General features: G+C 57.8%; 20 protein-coding genes. 4 read left to right on the top strand and 16 right to left on the bottom strand.

Features of this window, described 5'->3' with window-relative positions:
* Positions 1-116: 116 nt before the first annotated feature.
* Both FOY93_RS10605 and FOY93_RS10600 read left to right on the top strand, forming a co-directional pair.
* Positions 117-1,277 carry an MFS transporter gene (locus FOY93_RS10605; RefSeq protein WP_143345061.1) on the top strand — a complete coding sequence of 387 codons (1,161 nt, stop codon included), beginning with the start codon at positions 117-119 and terminating at the stop codon, positions 1,275-1,277.
* 82 nt (positions 1,278-1,359) lie between these two features.
* Positions 1,360-1,797 carry a VOC family protein gene (locus FOY93_RS10600; RefSeq protein WP_143345060.1) on the top strand — a complete coding sequence of 146 codons (438 nt, stop codon included), beginning with the start codon at positions 1,360-1,362 and terminating at the stop codon, positions 1,795-1,797.
* A gap of 143 nt (positions 1,798-1,940) precedes the next feature.
* On the opposite strand, the gene FOY93_RS10595 is transcribed toward FOY93_RS10600, so the two are convergent.
* Positions 1,941-2,513 carry a flavin reductase family protein gene (locus FOY93_RS10595; protein ID WP_133294336.1) on the bottom strand — a complete coding sequence of 191 codons (573 nt, stop codon included), beginning with the start codon at positions 2,511-2,513 and terminating at the stop codon, positions 1,941-1,943.
* A gap of 125 nt (positions 2,514-2,638) precedes the next feature.
* Between FOY93_RS10595 and FOY93_RS10590 the strand changes: the two genes are divergently transcribed.
* Complete coding sequence (locus FOY93_RS10590; RefSeq protein ID WP_143345059.1) at positions 2,639-3,538, top strand: LysR family transcriptional regulator; 900 nt, start codon at positions 2,639-2,641, stop codon at positions 3,536-3,538.
* A 148-nt stretch (positions 3,539-3,686) separates the two neighbouring features.
* On the opposite strand, the gene FOY93_RS10585 is transcribed toward FOY93_RS10590, so the two are convergent.
* Complete coding sequence (locus FOY93_RS10585; protein ID WP_143345058.1) at positions 3,687-4,169, bottom strand: glutathione peroxidase; 483 nt, start codon at positions 4,167-4,169, stop codon at positions 3,687-3,689.
* Positions 4,170-4,305: 136 nt separating this feature from the next.
* On the opposite strand from FOY93_RS10585, the gene FOY93_RS10580 reads away from it, so the two are divergent.
* Positions 4,306-5,547 (top strand): serine hydrolase domain-containing protein, encoded by a 1,242-nt coding sequence (locus tag FOY93_RS10580; protein ID WP_232057386.1) that lies wholly within the window; start codon positions 4,306-4,308, stop codon positions 5,545-5,547.
* A 10-nt stretch (positions 5,548-5,557) separates the two neighbouring features.
* Here FOY93_RS10580 and FOY93_RS10575 read toward each other — a convergent pair whose 3' ends face one another.
* The 14 genes from FOY93_RS10575 to paaA form a co-directional block, all read right to left on the bottom strand.
* Positions 5,558-6,307, bottom strand: a complete 750-nt coding sequence (locus tag FOY93_RS10575) for an SDR family oxidoreductase (RefSeq protein WP_143345057.1) — start codon at positions 6,305-6,307, stop codon at positions 5,558-5,560.
* A 102-nt stretch (positions 6,308-6,409) separates the two neighbouring features.
* Complete coding sequence (paaY, locus tag FOY93_RS10570) at positions 6,410-7,006, bottom strand: phenylacetic acid degradation protein PaaY (protein ID WP_143345056.1); 597 nt, start codon at positions 7,004-7,006, stop codon at positions 6,410-6,412.
* A 9-nt stretch (positions 7,007-7,015) separates the two neighbouring features.
* Positions 7,016-7,951, bottom strand: a complete 936-nt coding sequence (paaX, locus tag FOY93_RS10565; protein WP_028016008.1) for a phenylacetic acid degradation operon negative regulatory protein PaaX — start codon at positions 7,949-7,951, stop codon at positions 7,016-7,018.
* A gap of 102 nt (positions 7,952-8,053) precedes the next feature.
* The gene (gene paaK / locus FOY93_RS10560; RefSeq protein ID WP_136194799.1) at positions 8,054-9,370 is read right to left on the bottom strand and encodes a phenylacetate--CoA ligase PaaK; all 1,317 of its coding nucleotides are present in this window, start codon (positions 9,368-9,370) and stop codon (positions 8,054-8,056) included.
* 27 nt (positions 9,371-9,397) lie between these two features.
* Positions 9,398-10,603: a 3-oxoadipyl-CoA thiolase gene (pcaF, locus tag FOY93_RS10555; RefSeq protein WP_143345055.1), complete on the bottom strand. Its 1,206-nt coding sequence runs from the start codon at positions 10,601-10,603 to the stop codon at positions 9,398-9,400.
* Complete coding sequence (paaI, locus tag FOY93_RS10550; RefSeq protein WP_143345054.1) at positions 10,603-11,025, bottom strand: hydroxyphenylacetyl-CoA thioesterase PaaI; 423 nt, start codon at positions 11,023-11,025, stop codon at positions 10,603-10,605. Before paaI ends, pcaF begins: the two co-directional genes overlap by 1 nt.
* Positions 11,015-12,439: a 3-hydroxyacyl-CoA dehydrogenase PaaH gene (gene paaH / locus FOY93_RS10545; protein WP_143345053.1), complete on the bottom strand. Its 1,425-nt coding sequence runs from the start codon at positions 12,437-12,439 to the stop codon at positions 11,015-11,017. The genes paaI and paaH overlap by 11 nt, the downstream gene beginning before the upstream one ends.
* A 1-nt stretch (position 12,440) precedes the next feature.
* Complete coding sequence (gene paaG / locus FOY93_RS10540; protein ID WP_143345052.1) at positions 12,441-13,229, bottom strand: 2-(1,2-epoxy-1,2-dihydrophenyl)acetyl-CoA isomerase PaaG; 789 nt, start codon at positions 13,227-13,229, stop codon at positions 12,441-12,443.
* Positions 13,229-13,996: a 2,3-dehydroadipyl-CoA hydratase PaaF gene (gene paaF / locus FOY93_RS10535; RefSeq protein ID WP_143345051.1), complete on the bottom strand. Its 768-nt coding sequence runs from the start codon at positions 13,994-13,996 to the stop codon at positions 13,229-13,231. Before paaF ends, paaG begins: the two co-directional genes overlap by 1 nt.
* Entirely contained in the window at positions 13,993-15,063 is a 1,071-nt protein-coding gene (gene paaE / locus FOY93_RS10530) for a 1,2-phenylacetyl-CoA epoxidase subunit PaaE (protein ID WP_143345050.1), read from the bottom strand. Before paaE ends, paaF begins: the two co-directional genes overlap by 4 nt.
* A gap of 7 nt (positions 15,064-15,070) precedes the next feature.
* Positions 15,071-15,568, bottom strand: a complete 498-nt coding sequence (gene paaD / locus FOY93_RS10525) for a 1,2-phenylacetyl-CoA epoxidase subunit PaaD (protein ID WP_133294326.1) — start codon at positions 15,566-15,568, stop codon at positions 15,071-15,073.
* 11 nt (positions 15,569-15,579) lie between these two features.
* Positions 15,580-16,326: a 1,2-phenylacetyl-CoA epoxidase subunit PaaC gene (gene paaC / locus FOY93_RS10520; RefSeq protein WP_133294325.1), complete on the bottom strand. Its 747-nt coding sequence runs from the start codon at positions 16,324-16,326 to the stop codon at positions 15,580-15,582.
* A gap of 8 nt (positions 16,327-16,334) precedes the next feature.
* Positions 16,335-16,622 (bottom strand): 1,2-phenylacetyl-CoA epoxidase subunit PaaB, encoded by a 288-nt coding sequence (paaB, locus tag FOY93_RS10515; RefSeq protein WP_003857353.1) that lies wholly within the window; start codon positions 16,620-16,622, stop codon positions 16,335-16,337.
* A gap of 13 nt (positions 16,623-16,635) precedes the next feature.
* A complete protein-coding gene (paaA, locus tag FOY93_RS10510) occupies positions 16,636-17,565 on the bottom strand; it encodes a 1,2-phenylacetyl-CoA epoxidase subunit PaaA (RefSeq protein WP_232057385.1) in 930 nt (309 codons plus the stop codon).
* Between the last annotated feature and the right edge of the window lie 255 nt (positions 17,566-17,820).

The following is a 17,820-nucleotide window of genomic DNA, read 5'->3' as shown; positions in this document are numbered from 1 at the left end:
GCGTGGGAATTTATCCTGTTGTGCGGTACATCTTACGCAAAAACACATTTTATCTTAACGTTAAGATAAATGCTCGCAGCGATTTGCCCGGGCCATTCACACCCGAAAAGGATTCCATGTTGAAACGCACATCGCCATTACTCTTCGCCATTATCGCTTTTATCGTCGGGCTGAACCTTCGCCCCATTCTGGCCTCGGTTGGACCACTGTACTCCGTGCTGCAGCGCGAAGCGGGGCTGACCGCGACGCAATTTAGCCTGCTGACCACCCTGCCGGTGGCGATGATGGGACTGGCTGCCCTGTGTGGTCCCTGGCTTTTGGCCACAGTCGGAGCCGTACGGGGAATTATGTTCGGGCTGTTCATCCTGCTGGTAGCCTGCTTATTACGCGGTTTTAGCGCCTCACCGGAGAGTCTTATGTGCACCGCGTTACTCGGCGGGGCCAGCATAGGCACTATCCAGGCGTTAATGCCTGCCCTGATAAAAAAGGAGTATACGCAAACTGCCAGCACGATTATGTCGCTATTCAGCACGGGCATTATGGCCGGAGCTGCAGTCGCCGCCGCCAGCGCCGAGCCGCTGTTTTCATGGCTCACGCTCAAGCCCGCACTGGCTATGGCAGGACTGTTAGCGCTGCTGGCGTTGATAATGTGGTTAACTCTGGTTAAGCATCCTCAGGGGGAAAAACCAGCACGCGAAACCGTTACGCTCTCGTCCTCCCGTACGGCACTACTGTTGCTCTTTTTCGGCGTGGGAACGGGAGCCTATATGCTGGTACTGGCCTGGCTGCCCCCGCTCTATATTCAGGCGGGATGGACCGCACGCAGCAGCGGCTACATGCTGGCCTGGCTGACGTTAACCGAGGTTGTCGCCGGGTTTGTCGTCTCCGCGCTGATTGGTAAATTCCCCGATCGCCGCGTGCCGCTGATCGCCGTATTGTTGCTGCTGCTGGCGGGATTACTGTGCCTGGTCTTTTCGCCGGGTACAACGCCCGTCTTATCCACGCTGCTGCTTGGCACTGGGATCGGCGCCCTCTTCCCGCTGTCGCTTATCGTCACGTTCGATCATGCGCGAACGCCCGCGCAGGCCGGGAAGTTACTGTCTAAAGTTCAGGGAGGTGGATATATGATTGCCGCGCTTATGCCGTTAATTGCAGGGATCGTTCGCGACAGTTCGGTCTCGCTGACCAGCGCATGGTTAATCATGAGTGCAGGAGTCGTGCTGCTGATCGTCATCGCGCTGAATTTTAAACCCGTCGTGGACGTTCAGGCACGGTGAATGCGATACCAGAATTGAGAGTCGTATTTCAGCCGATCGTGAGATAATTTCAGGGTGAATTTCACCTCATTCAGGAGTGGATATGTTGCAAACGTTACCGGGTATTAATGTCTTGTTCGTCGCCGGGTTCGGGCCCATATCGCGGGATACGGAGTCCAGCGCCGCGTTTTATGTCCAGACACTCGGCCTTCCGCTGAGGCCGATGGAGGGGAACAGCGAATATCTGCTCACTGAAGAGGGCCAGCTGGAAGGCGTGAAGCATTTTGCCGTCTGGCCGCTCGCACAGGCGGCTGCGTCCTGTTTTGGAGAAGAACAGTGGCCCACGGAGCACCCGATACCACAGGGATGGATTGAGTACGAGGTACAGGATCTGGACTCGGCTACCCGCGTTCTGAGCGAAAAAGGCTATCGGTTGCTGGTGGCTAACCGTATAGAGCCGTGGGGGCAAACCGTCACTCGCCTGCTCAGCCCGGAAGGTTTGCTTACCGGGCTGACGATTACGCCGTGGCTGCGGGGGTAATGGGTTTTATCCTGGCGCGATGCAGACTTGGATGAGGATAATGTCTGCTTTGAGCGAAGAGCGGACATCTTTAGTGGGTTGATTTTGGTGCTCTTACCTCTATGTAGCCATTTTATATGGCTACATTTATACAGAAGTAAGGATTAGTCTTTTCCCGGACCATAATTAAATTTTGTACCTTTGCCAATGGCGTAAAACTGTCCGCCAGCTACGTAATGGACAGTACGTAGTTCATCAGACGCATCATCAAAAATCCAGTGCCCATTCCTGAAAACGCGGTCATCACTCCATGCTCCGACAATTTCCCCCATGAACAAGTTGTGCTGCTTTTCATTTTCTTCATTGGGTATAACCTTACAGACTAGCCAGCCAGCGCAACCTACAACTAAAGGCAGATCAAACTCTTTCTGATAAAAAAGTGGGATTTTATTGTTTTTTTCGGGTGTGTCAGAATAACTGTGACCGCCTGCATATAAAACCATTTCCATCTGATTTACTACTGGGACCTGGACAACGTAATATCCACTTTTTTCGACAAGGCCGCGTGTAAATGCCTGTGGACCTATAAAAGCCATCACTTTGTTATTGCCTACTAATCCCACCCAGGCAGCTGCCATGACATTTTCAATACCATTATTTTTAGCCGATATCATCGTCGTTGGCCCGAGCTGCAATAAACGATAGGCTTTGTTTAACTCTACTGGTTGAATTGACATAATTTACTCTTTTGAATTCTGAAAAGTAAGAGAGGTTGCTTATTTGATTGTTCGATTATATGACTGGAATAGTTGCAAATTAATTGCTATTATCAAAATACATTATTGCAATTTTCACAACAATCATGAACAAACTTGATGCTCTAAAGTTTTTTATCATTGCCTCTGAAACCCTGAACTTCCGCGAAGCAGCCATAAAGCTGTCGGTTTCACCATCAGTAGTAACCCGAACAGTCGCTGAGTTGGAGAAACAGCTTGGTGAACCTCTTTTCAAACGCAATACTCGCTCGATCTTTCTCACCAGTTTCGGTGAGTTATTTTTACCCCAAGCGAAGCGCTTGCTGGAAGATTCTGAAAAGCTATTTCAGGCAGCGAAAGATGATAATGAAATGAAGGGTATTGTTCGTATCACATTACTTCGATTTCCAAATCATGAACAAATCTTGTATGAACTTTTGACTGCTCTACGTCCATATCCTGAGTTATTTATCGACTGGCGTTTAGATATGATGAAACTTGATACTATCGAGCATCGTATCGATATAGGTATACGTGTAGGGCGAGAACCTAATCCAAACTTTATAATTAAAAATATCGGGCAAGTTGAACATATTCTGGTTGCGTCCCCTGAACTCATTGTTCGCCTGGGAGCACCAACTGATTTAGAAGATCTTCGACAGCGTTATCCATTTAGTGGTTTAATTAATCCTGAGACGGGAAAATCATTTGAGTTTATGAGTGACGCAGTGAATACTTTTGTCCCTCGTCATATTGAGTTTTATACTACAGACCCATACGCCGAGATTCAGGCTGCATTGGCCGGGAAAACGGTTGTACAATCCAGCGATTTTATCTGTAGGGAGTACTTAGCAAGCGGTCAACTTGTTCCCCCACTGCCTGAACTGCGACAGGAGAAATGGCAATTTTATTTATATCGGCCTTACCAGTTGATTACTCCCAAAAGAGTGACTGTCGTTTTTTCGCTATTAGAAACAATATTACGCAAATATTTCGCATCAAAATAATCTTCTCCTCAACGTCTGCTCCTGGCACAAAGCAGTCATAAGGAAAGGCAGTAAGATCTTCCACAATCGAGGGGCGTCCGTTGCCAGCTTCCATATAATTCATTTTCGTTAGCACTGGATTTGTGGAATGCTCCAGTCACCACAGCACCTAACTCCGCAAAGCCTCAACAATCTCCCCCTCCATTTTCTCTGGGGTAGTCATCGGAGCAAAGCGCTTCAGTGGTTTACCGTCGCGTCCGATAAGAAACTTAGTAAAGTTCCACTTAATTCGCTCACCCAGCACGCCGGGTAATTCGTTTTTCAGATAACGAAACAGCGGATGCGCTGCGCTACCGTTAACCTCAACCTTCTCGAACATCGGGAAACTCACGCCGTAGTTGATGTAACAGGTTTTCGAGATTTCGTCGGCGCAGCCGGGTTCCTGTTTACCGAACTGGTTGCAGGGGAAGCCCAGCACCACTAACCCCCGATCGGCGTACTTCTTGTACAGCACTTCAAGACCAGCATATTGCGGCGTGAAGCCACACTGGCTGGCGGTATTCACGACCAAAACCACCTTTCCGGCATAGTCGGCCATAGAGGTAAGCTGTCCATCCATACGGGTGGCGGTAAGTTGATAAAAGCGAGTCATACTAATATCCCTCAAAGCTGGCCGAAAAGTCATGGTGACCACCCGCAGGGCCGTCACCGTGTAGAAAGTTTACATTCAAGCAGGCTATTTGTGATACATTCCTGGCGCGCCATGACCACCACACTCGCTATCAGGTATGCAGAACATAACAAAAAAATTTCGCTGGCTTCTGCTTACTCTCCCACTCCTCAGCGGTTGTGGCACGCTTTCACAAATGTCCTCCCCGGAAGGTACTCAGGAACTTCTCACCCATGATTCGCTGGATGGCGACGTTGACAGCGTGGTGCGTCACTACATGGCGCAAAAATCCGTTCCGGGAATGACGGTCGCGGTCATTCATAATCACGGCTCACCGCAGTTTTACACCTGGGGCGTAACCGATGCGGTCAATCGTTATCCGGTCAGGCCCGACACCCTGTTTGCACTCGGCTCGCTCAGCAAAGGGATTACGGCGGAAGTAGTGGCTTGTCTGGTCAATGAAGGGCAACTGAACTGGAACGATAGCCTGGCAACATTATTACCGCCGGGTACGCCGCTTAGCGCGGATGCACAAAAAATCACCCTGCTTGAACTGGTAACCCACACCTCCGGCCTGCCGCGTCAGAATATGGATGTTCCGATGCTTGGAAAATTCATCAGCTATTTAAGCACGGGCGATAATTTCTACGGCGAGCTGGATAGCGATAACGTGCTGCGTTACCTCGCCGAATGGCAAGCGCCAAAGAATAAAGTGCCGCAATACTCCAATACCGGCTACGCGCTGATCGGCTATATCCTGAAACACAAAACAGGCGAAGATATCCAGAGTTTAGCCTCGCGCTATATTTTCCATCCGCTGCAAATGGCTAACAGCAGCTTTACGCCACAGCAGCTAAAAGGATACCCGCAGCGCGCCCTCGGCCACGCGGGCGATCAGCCGAAATTCATCCCGCGCGGACAGCTCACGCCGGACTGGCATTTTTCCAACAACATGGTGGCGGCAGCGAGCTTATACAGCAACGCCGAAGATCTGGCGGCCTATGCGCGCTATCACGTATCGACGACCCACAATCCCTTGCTGGACAGCGTCTTTGCCGAAGTCAGAAATACCGATATTCAACGCCCCGACGGGGTACAGGGTATTGCCTGGACCACCGACTTTATCGGTCTGGAAAAAATCACCTATCAGGTCGGCTATATCGGCGGCTACTCCAGCTTTATCGGTTATGACAAAGAAAAAGGCAATGCGGTGGTGGTGCTGCAAAATACCTTTAACTGGAGTAATTACATTGGCATCGCGCTGTTGATGGATATGGCGAAAAAAGACAGCCTTAGTATCTCTGGCAACCGTTTTGCGAATAATGGGATGCCTGAACGCGTTTATCAGCAATTACGGTGAGTGCCCGCAGTCAGATTAAGGCCTGATGCGCCAGATCTTCACGAGTCGGCCCCTGAAAGTAGATGGTACTAATATGGCAACTTCGAGGCTGAGTCAGCACAAAACGCATCGTTTCCCAGATGGACCGTCCATTCACCAGACGCTCCCCCATTCTTGTTTGACGATCGACATGTGCATCTAAACCGGTCAGTTCAAAATCAGGCGGATATAACCCGGTTACCCGAATATTTTCTTTGGATAAGTGTGCTGACAGTTTCGTTAGAAAGCCGCTTAGCCCGTGTTTACTGGCAAAAAAAGCGGGATGGGCAATGGAATCTGTAAAGTTCGGAATACCGCATGCGGATATAATCGCAATGATGTCTGCGCCGTCTGAGCGTCGCAATCCTGAAAGCAGCGTCTGGGTGAGCAGGATTGAACCTGTCAGGCCTGAACTGACGGTATTGACGATTTCAGAGCTCGATTGTTCGTCCATTGTTCCTGACAGCCACTGAGCAGCATTCAGTATTAAAATATCGATTGGCCTGTCTGAATGTAAGACTTGCGAAGAGAACTGAGAAACGGATTCCGGCTGGGCTAAATCACAGAGATACCCTCTTGCCACCCACCCTTCAGCCGCTATGAGGGCGCAAGTTTTTTCTATATCCTCCTCGCGACGGGCGCTAAAATCAACGTCAACGCCCTCTCGCGCCAGCCAGACGCAAAGCGCCTGACCAAATCCCCCGCCGCCGCCCGTGATAACAGCGCGTTTTCCTCTCAGCATAACTCTGCGTCCTTTATCGTGATGAGTCTATGTCGGAGGATTTATAGCATGATGAGGCGGGGTCACATCTTCCCGTTAGTGCCCTGGCGCAGACTTCCCGTCCTACACCGCAGACTTCGGCCTTAAATTCTCATCAAACGTCAGCCGCTTCCGTTCAGGCTCAACCTCGCGCAGCGGTTCAACCTGATGCATCGTCAGCTTGCAGCGCTCCACCAGCACCTGGTATTCCCGCGTGCCCTGCTGCTTCCAGACGAGCTCCTGCTCGCTCAGCTCGCGAATCGCTTTGGCCGGGCTGCCGATAATCAAATGGTTGGCGGGCATCTCCGCTTTCGCCTTCACGAACGCAGCCGCGCCGACGATGCTGTTTTCACCAATGACCGCCCCGTCCATCACCACCGCGTTCATGCCCACCAGCGCATTGCGGCGGATCACGCAGCCGTGAAGAATGGCGCTGTGGCCGATATGCCCGTCCTCTTCCACCACCGTGTCCTGCTCCGGGAAGCCGTGCATCACGCAATTATCCTGAATGTTCGCCCCGTCTTTCACCACGATACGGCCAAAATCACCGCGCAGGCTGGCATTAGGACCGACATAAACGCCTTTGCCCAGAATCACGTCGCCAATCAGCACCGCCGTTGGGTGAACGTAGCTCTCGTCAGGCACGACCGGCGTCAGGCCGTCAATTTGATAAACAGGCATCTTCCCTCCTTATGCGCTTGTGAGACCACCAAAGCGCTGATAGTAGAGCGTGCCGGGCACGGGCAGTTCGCCGACGGAGGTTTCGCCCTTCTCGCTGACAAACGCCAGCGCTCCCGGCGCGACACGCTGATAGATATTTATGCAGAGCTGTCGGGCGCTTTGCCCCGCCCAGTGCGCGGGCAGTAACTCTTCCGGCAGTAGCGGATCCTTCAGCACCACGCGACGATAAAAGTGAATCAGCAGCAGCTGGATCTGGAAGCAGCGTTCCGGCGTCAGCTCCTCGGGCGCGGCCTCTTTCAGCAGCGGCAGCAGCGGCCGGAACGAGCTGATAAACGACTCGTACATCGCGTTTTGCTCGGTTAACTGCCAGCACTCTTCCACGCGTGAACGCAGCGCGGCGCGGGAGAGCGCCAGCGGCGAGTGGGCTTCAAAGAAAATCACGTTTTCCGCCACGCCGGCATCGTGAAGCAGGGACTGCACGTCCGCAAGATGCTGCGACGGCGAGGCCATCAGGCTCGGCGCCAGCGTGCCAAACCCCTGCCAGATCAGCTGCTTTTTAACGTCGGCCAGGGTGGTTTTATCCAGCCCCTCGGAGAGCAGCAATAGCCATTTTCCGTCCCAGGCGGGCAGTTCCGCGCGGTAGATCTTATTCTCCGCGCGACGCGTCAGGCGCAGCCCCTTATCGCTCAGGCGGTAAAAGCTACGTCGTCCGATGCGCGAGACGTCCAGCCAGCCCTCTTTGTTGAGGCGAAACAGCGCGGTACGCACGAACCGTTCGCCAAACCCCATGCCTTCCAGTAAGGCAGCCAGGCTGCCGAGCCAAATCTCACCGCCGCGATGGGAAAGCGCGTCACCGTATAACGAGGAGATAAGCGAGGTCCCGCTGACGGGAACGGAGCTGACCGCGTGCTGGATAAAGGCGTCGAGTTTATTCATGTGATTCATTCTGTTGTTATTTTTGTCCTGGATGAATCATAGCATAGGATTCTGGGATAGCCCTTCACCCTAACCCCCTCCCTTTGGAAGAGGGCCGGGGTGAGAGGAAACTTAACCGTTGGCCGCCGCTTTACGCAAATCAAACACCCGGCAGGCTTTTCCCTCCGAGCGCGGGATGCTGCCGCAGTTCACGATCGTGACGTCTGTGGAAATCCCCACCATCGACTTAATGCGGTGGCGCAGCTGGTGGCACACCTGACAACGCTGCTCGTGGGTCAGCGTGAGGCTGCTCTCTTTTAGCTCCACCTTCACGGAAAGTGAATCAAGATGTCCGCGACGGTTCACCTCCAGCTGGTAGTGCGGCGAAAGATGTTCGAACTTCACGATCTCCTCTTCCAGCTGCGACGGGAAGACGTTGACGCCGCGGATGATCAGCATATCGTCGCTGCGGCCGCTGATCCGGTCCATACGGCGCATGCTGCGCGCGGTGGCCGGGAGCAGGCGCGTCAGGTCGCGGGTGCGGTAGCGGATCACCGGCAGCGCCTCTTTGGTCAGCGTGGTGAACAGCAGCTCGCCCTGCTGGCCGTCATCCAGCGGCGTGCCGTCGTTCGGGTTGACGATCTCAGGGTAGAAATGATCTTCCCAGATGGTCGGGCCGTCGACGGTTTCGATACACTCCATCGCCACGCCCGGGCCCATCACCTCGGAGAGGCCATAGATGTCCAGCGCCGTAATGCCCAAGCGTTTTTCAATTTCGCGGCGCATGGCCTGCGTCCACGGCTCGGCGCCGAAGACGCCCACGCGCAGGGAACAGCCGCTGGCATCGCCGCCCATCTGGCGCTCCAGCTCCTCAATCAGGTTGAGGCAGTAGGATGGCGTCACCATGATCATGTCCGGCTGGAAATCACGGATCAGCTGCGCCTGTTTCTCCGTCTGGCCGCCGGACATCGGGATCACCGTCGCGCCTAAACGCTCTGCGCCGTAGTGCGCCCCCAGCCCGCCGGTAAACAGGCCGTAGCCATACGCCACGTGAATTTTGTCCTTCGCGCTGCCGCCCGCCGCGCGCAGGGAGCGGGCCACCAGGTTGGCCCAGTTATCAATGTCGCCCTGCGTGTAGCCGACAACAGTCGGTTTGCCGGTGGTGCCGGAAGACGCGTGAATGCGCACCACCTGCTCCATCGGCACGGCAAAGGTATCGAACGGATAGTTATCCCGCAGGTCCTGCTTGGTGGTGCACGGGAATTTACGGATATCCGCCAGCTCTTTGAAATCGTCAGGGTGAACGCCCGCGGCGTCAAACTTGCGTTTGTACATCGGCACGTTGTTGTAGGCGTGATGCAGCGTCCATTTCAGACGCTCTGTCTGCAGCGCCTGTAACTCGTCAAGGGAGGCCGTTTCAATCGGATCAAGCTTTGTTGTATTTGTCATTGTAGGGTACTCACATTGTTTTTATGCTCAAACACGCTCAAGGATCATGGCAATGCCCTGACCCACACCGATGCACATCGTACACAGCGCGTAGCGCCCGCCGCGTCGGTGCAGTTCATTACTCGCGGCCAGCGCCAGCCTGGCGCCGCTCATGCCCAGCGGGTGGCCCAGCGCAATCGCGCCACCGTTCGGGTTAACGTGCGCGGCATCGTCCGGCAGGCCCAGCTGACGCAGCACGCCCAGCGCCTGCGCGGCGAAAGCTTCGTTAAGCTCGATGACGTCCATATCGTGAATACTGAGTCCGGCGCGCTCCAGCACCCTGCGGGTGGCCGGCACCGGGCCGAGCCCCATCAGACGTGGCTCCACGCCTGCCGTCGCCATCGCCACGATCCGCGTGCGCGGGACTAACCCCTGCGCCAGCGCCATCTTCTCGCTGGCGACGATCAGCGCCGCAGCGCCGTCGTTGACCCCGGAGGCATTCCCCGCCGTGACCACCCCGTTCTTACGGAACGGCGTTTTCAGCCCGGCAAGCTGTTCAAGCGTGGTGTCCGCGCGCGGATGTTCATCCACGCTGAACGCTGTGATCGCACCTTTTTTACCCGGCACCTGCACCGGCACGATCTCCTGCGCCAGAATGCCGTTCTGCTGTGCCAGCGCGGTACGCTGCTGGCTGCGCAGGGCGAACGCGTCCTGATCGGCACGGCTGATATTTAACAATTCAGCTACATTCTCTGCCGTTTCCGGCATACTGTCAGTTCCGAATTGCTGATGCATGAGCGGATTCACAAATCGCCAGCCGATGGTGGTATCAAAGATCTCCGCCTGACGCTGAAACGCGGCGGTGGCTTTGCCCATCACAAACGGCGCGCGCGACATCGACTCCACGCCGCCCGCAATCAGCAGCTCGCCATCGCCCGCCTTAATGGTGCGCGCGGCAAAACCAATCGCGTCCAGCCCGGAACCGCACAGGCGGTTAATGGTGGTTCCGGATACCGTCTGCGGCAGCCCGGCCAGCAGCGACGACATGCGCGCCACGTTGCGGTTATCTTCCCCCGCCTGGTTGGCGCAGCCGAAAATCACGTCGTCAATCCGCCCCAGATCGAGCTGCGGGTAGCGGGCCAGCAGCGCGCGCAGCGGAACGGCACCGAGATCGTCAGTTCGAACAGCGGAAAGCGCGCCGCCGTAACGGCCCACCGGGGTTCGAACGCCATCACAAATAAATGCGTCACGCATCAGGCCTCTCCTGTCACGCTGCCGCCGATGCGGTGAGATTTTCCGCGAAAAAGGGCGACGGTTTTCTGTTGTTGGTTCTGGATTTCAATGTCGTACACGCCGGTCATCTTGCCCTGATGCTTCACCCGCGCGGTGGCGGTGAGCGTGTCCCCGGCGAAGCCCGGACGCAGGAAATCAATCGAGCAGCCGGAGGCCACCGCCGCCAGCCCCTGACTATTGCAGGCGTAGGCAAAGGCAGTGTCCGCCAGCGAAAACAGCTGCCCGCCGTGGCAGGTTTTGTGGCCGTTCAGCATCTGCGGGGTGATGGTCATGGTTACCACCGCGTAGCCCTCGTCCATCTCGACAATGTCCATCCCCATCGCCTGCGCGCAGGCGTCCCGTTCGTACATGGTGCGGGCGTTATGCCAGGCGTTATGACTCATAGCTACTCTCCAGAAGCGCGCGCTGGCGCAGCAGTGAACAGGGGCGATAGCGCTCTTCGCCGTAATGACGCTGCAGGTTCTCCAGCAGCGTCAGCAGGCGCTGCCAGCCCAGGCGCTCACCCCAGGCGATCGGCCCGCTCGGGTAGTTCACGCCCAGGCGCATGGCCGTGTCGATATCCTTCTCGCTGGCGACCCCTTTTTGCAGGGCATCCAGCGCTTCGTTGGCAATCATCGCCAGCGTTCGCCAGATCAGCAGGCCGGGATAATCGGCAATTCGCACCACCCGGTGTCCCTGCTGCTGCAGGTAGCGGATAGCTTTTTGCGTCGCGGTATGCGGGTTGCTGGCGGCGGCGGCAATGACCGCCACGTCACGCTCAATCCGGTCGACCACAACTACCGGGCCGTTGAGCCGCAGCGCCAGCGCCTGCGCGGTCTCTCCCTGCGTTTCAATCAGGTACACATCATCAATTTCTGTGACACCGTCACGTATTTTTTCCACGCGCATCGGGCTATAGCTGTCGTTCACCGACTCAACCCACTGCACGTCAGGTTTGTCGCCCTGCCAGTCGTACACGCCCTTCCCGCTTTTCTTGCCCAGCCTTCCAGCCAGCACCAGCTCCTGCTGGACCAGCGAAGGCAGAAAACGACGCTCCTGCCAGAAGGCGTTAAATACCGAGCAGGTCACCGCAAAATTCACGTCCTGGCCAATCATGTCGGTCAGCTCCAGCGGCCCCATCGGGAAACCGCCGCCGTCGCGCAGGGCGGCATCAATCACCTCAGGCGGGGCGACCTGCTCTTCCAGCGCGCGCCAGGCTTCGGAATAAAACGGACGCGCGACGCGGTTGACGATGAACCCCGGCGTTGACTGGCAGCGAACGGGCTGTTTGCCCCAGTTCAGCGCCAGCTCGCACAGCGCGTCGGCCACTTCCGGGGAGGTCCCCAGCCCGCTGACCACCTCCACCAGCTTCATCACCGGCGCCGGGTTAAAGAAATGCAGCCCTGCGACGCGCTCCGGGTGGTGGACGTCCGCCGCAATCGCCGTGACGGAGATGGAGGAGGTATTGCTGGTCAGCACCGTCTGCGGCGGGCAGATCTCAGCCAGCTGGGCAAACAGCGCCTTTTTCACCTCCAGCCGCTCGGAGGCCGCTTCAATCACCAGATCGGCCGCGGAGAGCGCGTCGATCTCCGTGACGGGAACAAGCCGGGCAAGGGTCTGGCTCCCGGCATCGGCGGAGAGTTTTCCGCGCGTCACACGGGAGGCCAGACGCTGGCGGATCCCGTCGATAGCGCGGGATACCGCATCGCTGGAAATGTCATAGAGCAGCACCTGATGCCCGTGGCTGGCCGCCACTTCGGCAATCCCGGCACCCATCGTGCCGCTGCCGATCACGGCGACCGTACGTATGTTCAGCATCTTATTTCCCCGTAAAGTTCGGCGCGCGCTTCGCAAGGAAGGCGCTAACGCCCTCGCGGTAGTCGTCGCTGCGCCCGGCCAGGCGCTGATAGTCGCGCTCGAGATCGAGCTGAGCGTCCAGAGTATTGATTTCCGAAGCATTGATCGCCTGCTTGATCAGCCCCAGGCCGAAGGTCGGCTGCGACGCAAAATGCAGGGCCATCTGCTGTGCCGTGGTGGAGAGCTGCTCGTCATCCACCACCTGCCAGATCATGCCCCACGCCTGCGCCTGTTCGGCGCTGAGCTTGTCGCCGAGCAAAGCCAGCCCCATGGCGCGGGCGCGTCCGGCCACGCGCGGCAGCAGCCAGGTGCCGCCGCAGTCCGGCACCAGACCGAGCTTGCTGAAGGCCATCACAAAGCTGGCGGAGCGCGCCGCAATCACCATGTCGCACCCGAGCGCCAGCGTGGCGCCCGCGCCCGCCGCCACGCCGTTAACGGCACAGATGACCGGCTTCGGCAGCTTTGCCAGGCGGCGCACCAGCGGGTTGTAGAAGGTTTCGACGGACATGCCCAGATCCGGCGCCGGGCCGTTGGGGTCGACGTTGCGGTCGTTCAGGTCCTGACCGGCACAGAAGCCGCGTCCTGCCCCGGTGATCAGCAGGCAGCGGATAGTGTCATCGCGCTCGGCCTGTTTCAGGCAGTCGGCCAGCTGCTGGTGCATCACGTCGTTAAAGCTGTTCAGACGCTCCGGACGGTTCAGCGTAAGGGTCATCACGCCCTGTTCTACATGACTGAGAATAAATTCCACAATTAGCGTCCTTTAAAGTCGGGAGTGCGTTTTTGTAGGAAGGCGTTGATGCCTTCCCGGCGGTCTTCGGTGGCAGAAAGCAGCGTAAACAGCTGGCGCTCCTGGGCCAGACCGGCCTGGAGCGGCACCTCCTGGGACTGGCGCAGCGCCTGTTTGGCCGCCTGCAGCGCCAGCGGCGAGTGGCGCGCCATCAGGGCCGCCTGCTTCAGGGCATACTCCAGCGTCAGCGCCGCCGGGAAAACGTCGCTCACCAGCCCGGCGTTCAGCGCCAGCCCGGCGGAAATGCTCTCGCCGGTCAGCACCATTTTGCTGGCCAGCGATTTACCGACGCTGCGGATAAGGCGCTGGGTGCCGCCCGCGCCGGGCATGATGCCAAGCGTGATTTCCGGCAGGCCGAAACGGGCGTTGTCACCGGCAATCACCACGTCGCACAGCAGCGCCAGCTCGCAGCCCGCGCCCAGCGCGAAGCCATTTACGGCGGCGATCAGCGGTTTAGGAAAAGCGTTGATTCGCGCCCACAGCTGCGGGCGAATATCGTTCAGGGTGGCAGGCAGGTCTTTCTCCGCCATTTCGTTGAGATCGGCCCCGGCGGCAAAGCAGCGCTCGCTGCCGTAAATCACGCAGACGGAAATCTCGATGTCACAAGCCGCGGCCTCAAGCTGCTCAGCAAGCTGGGTCAGCAGCGCGTTATTGAGGGCGTTGCGCGCTGCCGGACGGTTTAGCGTCAGCTGCAGCACGCGGCCATGACGGGTTACAGTCAGCTCGCTCATGCCATCCCCTTCGCGTCGAAGTCGACGATCACGTCGGCGGTTAACGGTAAAGACTGGCAGCTCAGCACATACCCGGCGGCCAGCTCGTCCGGCTCCAGACTGTAGTTGGTCGCCATGTCCACCTTCCCGCGCAGCACTTTGCATTTACAGGTGGCGCACACGCCGCCCTTGCAGGCATACGGCAGATCCGCTCCCTGACGCAGGGCGGCATCCAGAATGCTTTCGTCGTCCGCCGTCAGGGTGATTTCACGGTCGCGCCCGTCCTGGCGAACGGTCACTTTCTGCCCTTCTGCCTGCACGAGCGCCGCGCGCTTAACGGTGATTCCGGAGGTGTTAAAGCGCTCAAGGTGAATGGATTTGTCCGGCATCCCCAGCGCCTTCAGCGTGGCTTCCGCGTCGTCCATCATTGCGGACGGGCCGCAGATAAAGGCCTCGTCATACTGGCGGAAGTTGATCAGGGTTTTCGCGAGCGCCTGCAGTTTTTCCCCGTCGATGCGTCCAAAGAGCAGATCGCTGTCCAGCCGTTCCTGGCTGAAGATGGAGACCAGCTGCAGGCGCTGCGGGTATTTGTCCTTCAGGTCCGCCAGCGCCTGGCGGAACATCATGCTCTGGCTGCTGCGGTTGCCGTAGATCAGGGTGAAATGGCTGTTCGGTTCGGTCTCAAGCGTCGCGGAGATAATCGCCAGCATCGGGGTGATCCCGGAGCCTGCCGCAATTGCCAGATAGTGGCCTTCGCGTTCGGCCCGCGGCTGGTAGCCAAACTGACCCTGAGGAACCATCACCTCCAGCGCCATGCCCGCTTTGATCTCATCCCGGGCATAGCGGGAGAAGCGCCCGCCGTCGATGGCTTTGACTGCCACGCTGATTTCGCCCGGGGCGGTACTCCGGCAGATGGAGTAGCAGCGGCGCAGCTCGTCCCCGCCAAGCGTCGTTTTTAACGTCAGGTGCTGGCCGGGACGGAAGCGGTAGGCCTCCTGCAGGGCCTGCGGCACCGCAAAGGTGATGGTCACCGCGTCGCGGGTTTCGGGTTCCACTTTTGCCACTGTTAATGAATGAAACGTTGTCATGGCAGCCTCAAATACATTTGAAATAGTCGAAGGGCTCACGGCAGGTGTTGCAGCGATAGAGCGCTTTGCAGGCCGTCGAACCAAATTCACTGATAAGCGCGGTGTCGGTGCTGGCGCAGCGCGGGCAGCTCACCTCGGCTGGGGCGTGTGCGTGACAGCTATGCCCCACCGGCGGACTGATACCGTACGCCCGCAGGCGCTCACGCGCGTCGGCGGTCATCCAGTCTGTGGTCCAGGCGGGTTCAAGCTGGAGCACAATGTGCACAGGAGTAAAGCCGTGCGCGGTCATCGCCTCGCGGATCGCCCCCAGCAGGTGCTCCGTCGCCGGACAGCCCGAGTAGGTGGGCGTGAAGCCGATGACCCAGCCTTCCCCCTGCGCCTTTACGCTGCGCACCATGCCTAAATCGGTGATGGTTAACACCGGCACTTCCGGATCGGGGATCTGGCCTAACAGCGCCCAGATCTGCGGGATTTGCGCGGGCGCGATGTCGACGAGGCGTTGCATAGCGTTCTCCTTTACCACTGCTGACCGGGATACGCGCGCTGGAGATACTGCATTTCCGCCAGCATCGGGCCCAGATGTTCGGTATGCAGCCCCCTCTTGCCCCCGGTGCGGTACGCCACCTCGGCGGGCACCTGCAGGCAGGCTTCATTCAGACCGGCAAAGACTTCACTTTCCCACGGCTGACGCAGGAGGCGCGGGTCAACCGCCACACCGGCGTCAATCAATTCCAGCTCAACGTCATCCGCCTCAAACAGCTCCGCCGTAAAACGCCACAGGCTGTCGATGGCCTGCTGCATTTTTTGCGCGGACGTTTCGCTGCCGTCGCCCAGACGCACCAGCCAGCCGCGGCTGAAGCGCAGGTGGTAGCGCGCCTCTTTAATTGCCTTGGCGGCAATGGCGGCAAGCTGGCCGTCGCGGCTTTGGGTCAGGCGTTCGTACAGCGCCACGTTCCAGGCATCCATCAGGTACTGGCGGGCAATCGTGTCGGCGAAGCTGCCGTTCGGCTGCTCCACCAGCAGGACGTTGCGGAACTGGCGTTCGTCGCGACCAAACGCCAGCGTGTCTTCATCGCCCTGGCCTTCCAGCTCCGCGGCATAGGTCAGGAAATTGCGCGCCTGGCCCAGCAGGTCGAGACCGATATTGGCGAGCGCGAGGTCGATTTCCAGCTCCGGCGCGTGGCCGCACCAGGCGCCGAGACGCTGGGAAAGCACCAGACCGTTGTCGCCCAGACGCAGGGCATAGGCAGTCACTGAATTCATTCTTTGCCTCACATGTGCTCGATGCCGTCAGGGATGGTGTAGAACGTCGGATGTCGATAGACCTTGCTTTCCGCCGGGTCGAAAAACTCGCCGCTCTCTTCCGGCTGGGACGCGACAATCTCGCTCGCCTTAACCACCCAGATAGAGCACCCTTCGCTGCGCCGGGTGTAGGCATCGCGCGCATTTTCCAGCGCCATGCGGTCGTCGGCGGCATGCAGACTGCCCACGTGACGGTGGGATAACCCCTGTTTGCTGCGTACGAACACTTCGTATAGCGGCCAGTAGACATTGCTCATGGTTATTTCCTCTTTATGCGGCCTGACGGGCGCGCTGTTTTTCGGCGTGCGCCAGCGCGGCTTCCCGCACCCACGCGCCCTCTTCCCAGGCTTTACGCTTGGCGGCCAGGCGTTCGTGGTTGCAGATGCCGCGCCCGATAATGACCTCGTCAAACTCCTGCCAGTCGATCTCGCCGAAGCGGTAATGACCGCTCTCGTCATCGAAGCGCAGGTCGGGATCGGGCACCGTCATGCCCAGCATCTCCACCTGCGGCACCGTGTTGTCGACAAAGCGCTGGCGCAGCTCGTCGTTGCCGAAGCGCTTGATTTTCCACGCCAGGCTGCGGGCGCTGTTCGGCGAGTTGTCGTCGTTTGGCCCGAACATCATCAGCGCCGGCCACCAGAAGCGGTTGATGGCGTCCTGCAGCATCTGGCGCTGGGCCTCGCTGCCCTGCGCCAGCACCATGCAGGCCTCAAAGCCCTGACGCTGGTGGAAGCTCTCTTCTTTACAGATTTTCACCATCGCGCGGGCATACGGACCATAGGAAGTGCGGCACAGCGCCACCTGGTTGACGATGGCCGCGCCGTCCACCAGCCAGCCGATCACGCCGATATCGGCCCAGCTCAGGGTCGGATAGTTGAAGATGGAGGAGTATTTCATCTTGCCGTCGAGCATCTTCTGGTAGATGTCTTCCCGCGCGCAGCCCAGCGTTTCCGCCGCGCTGTAGAGGTAAAGCCCGTGTCCGGCTTCGTCCTGCACCTTCGCCAGCAGGATCGCTTTTCGGCGCAGCGTCGGGGCGCGGGCGATCCAGTTCCCTTCCGGCAGCATGCCGACAATTTCGGAGTGCGCATGCTGGCCAATCTGACGGATCAACGTCTTACGGTAGGCGTCAGGCATCCAGTCCTGAGGCTCAATCGCCGTCTCCTGCGCTATGCGCTGCTCAAACCGTTGTTCTTGCGTCACGTCATCACCTTTATGATTCGTTAGTTTGCAAATTAAAGCGTAATGTTGAATCACTTTGTTTTTTAAAAGTTACACAAAGGTTAAATATAACCCCAAGAATTGTTTCCTGATTCTGTGACGCTGCTCGCAAGCCTTTTGCTGAAAGCCTTGATAAGCGGGCCTTCGTATTCTGAAATTCATCCAGTCAGATCACATCATTAACAATTCATTAAAAACGCCGCTTGATTTTTATGATTCATGATTAAACTATTAATG

Source organism: Enterobacter sp. 18A13, assembly GCF_007035975.1.
GTDB lineage: Bacteria > Pseudomonadota > Gammaproteobacteria > Enterobacterales > Enterobacteriaceae > Enterobacter > Enterobacter vonholyi.
This window is presented reverse-complemented; position numbering and strand designations above follow the sequence as displayed.

What these genes read in the sequence shown, in the direction of transcription:
- FOY93_RS10605 (WP_143345061.1), top strand. Translation starts at nt 117, where the DNA reads ATGTTGAAACGCACATCGCCATTACTCTTCGCCATTATCGCTTTTATC.
- FOY93_RS10600 (WP_143345060.1), top strand. Translation starts at nt 1,360, where the DNA reads ATGTTGCAAACGTTACCGGGTATTAATGTCTTGTTCGTCGCCGGGTTC.
- FOY93_RS10595 (WP_133294336.1), bottom strand. Translation starts at nt 2,513, where the DNA reads ATGTCAATTCAACCAGTAGAGTTAAACAAAGCCTATCGTTTATTGCAG.
- FOY93_RS10590 (WP_143345059.1), top strand. Translation starts at nt 2,639, where the DNA reads ATGAACAAACTTGATGCTCTAAAGTTTTTTATCATTGCCTCTGAAACC.
- FOY93_RS10585 (WP_143345058.1), bottom strand. Translation starts at nt 4,169, where the DNA reads ATGACTCGCTTTTATCAACTTACCGCCACCCGTATGGATGGACAGCTT.
- FOY93_RS10580 (WP_232057386.1), top strand. Translation starts at nt 4,306, where the DNA reads ATGCAGAACATAACAAAAAAATTTCGCTGGCTTCTGCTTACTCTCCCA.
- FOY93_RS10575 (WP_143345057.1), bottom strand. Translation starts at nt 6,307, where the DNA reads ATGCTGAGAGGAAAACGCGCTGTTATCACGGGCGGCGGCGGGGGATTT.
- paaY (WP_143345056.1), bottom strand. Translation starts at nt 7,006, where the DNA reads ATGCCTGTTTATCAAATTGACGGCCTGACGCCGGTCGTGCCTGACGAG.
- paaX (WP_028016008.1), bottom strand. Translation starts at nt 7,951, where the DNA reads ATGAATCACATGAATAAACTCGACGCCTTTATCCAGCACGCGGTCAGC.
- paaK (WP_136194799.1), bottom strand. Translation starts at nt 9,370, where the DNA reads ATGACAAATACAACAAAGCTTGATCCGATTGAAACGGCCTCCCTTGAC.
- pcaF (WP_143345055.1), bottom strand. Translation starts at nt 10,603, where the DNA reads ATGCGTGACGCATTTATTTGTGATGGCGTTCGAACCCCGGTGGGCCGT.
- paaI (WP_143345054.1), bottom strand. Translation starts at nt 11,025, where the DNA reads ATGAGTCATAACGCCTGGCATAACGCCCGCACCATGTACGAACGGGAC.
- paaH (WP_143345053.1), bottom strand. Translation starts at nt 12,439, where the DNA reads ATGCTGAACATACGTACGGTCGCCGTGATCGGCAGCGGCACGATGGGT.
- paaF (WP_143345051.1), bottom strand. Translation starts at nt 13,996, where the DNA reads ATGAGCGAGCTGACTGTAACCCGTCATGGCCGCGTGCTGCAGCTGACG.
- paaE (WP_143345050.1), bottom strand. Translation starts at nt 15,063, where the DNA reads ATGACAACGTTTCATTCATTAACAGTGGCAAAAGTGGAACCCGAAACC.
- paaD (WP_133294326.1), bottom strand. Translation starts at nt 15,568, where the DNA reads ATGCAACGCCTCGTCGACATCGCGCCCGCGCAAATCCCGCAGATCTGG.
- paaC (WP_133294325.1), bottom strand. Translation starts at nt 16,326, where the DNA reads ATGAATTCAGTGACTGCCTATGCCCTGCGTCTGGGCGACAACGGTCTG.
- paaB (WP_003857353.1), bottom strand. Translation starts at nt 16,622, where the DNA reads ATGAGCAATGTCTACTGGCCGCTATACGAAGTGTTCGTACGCAGCAAA.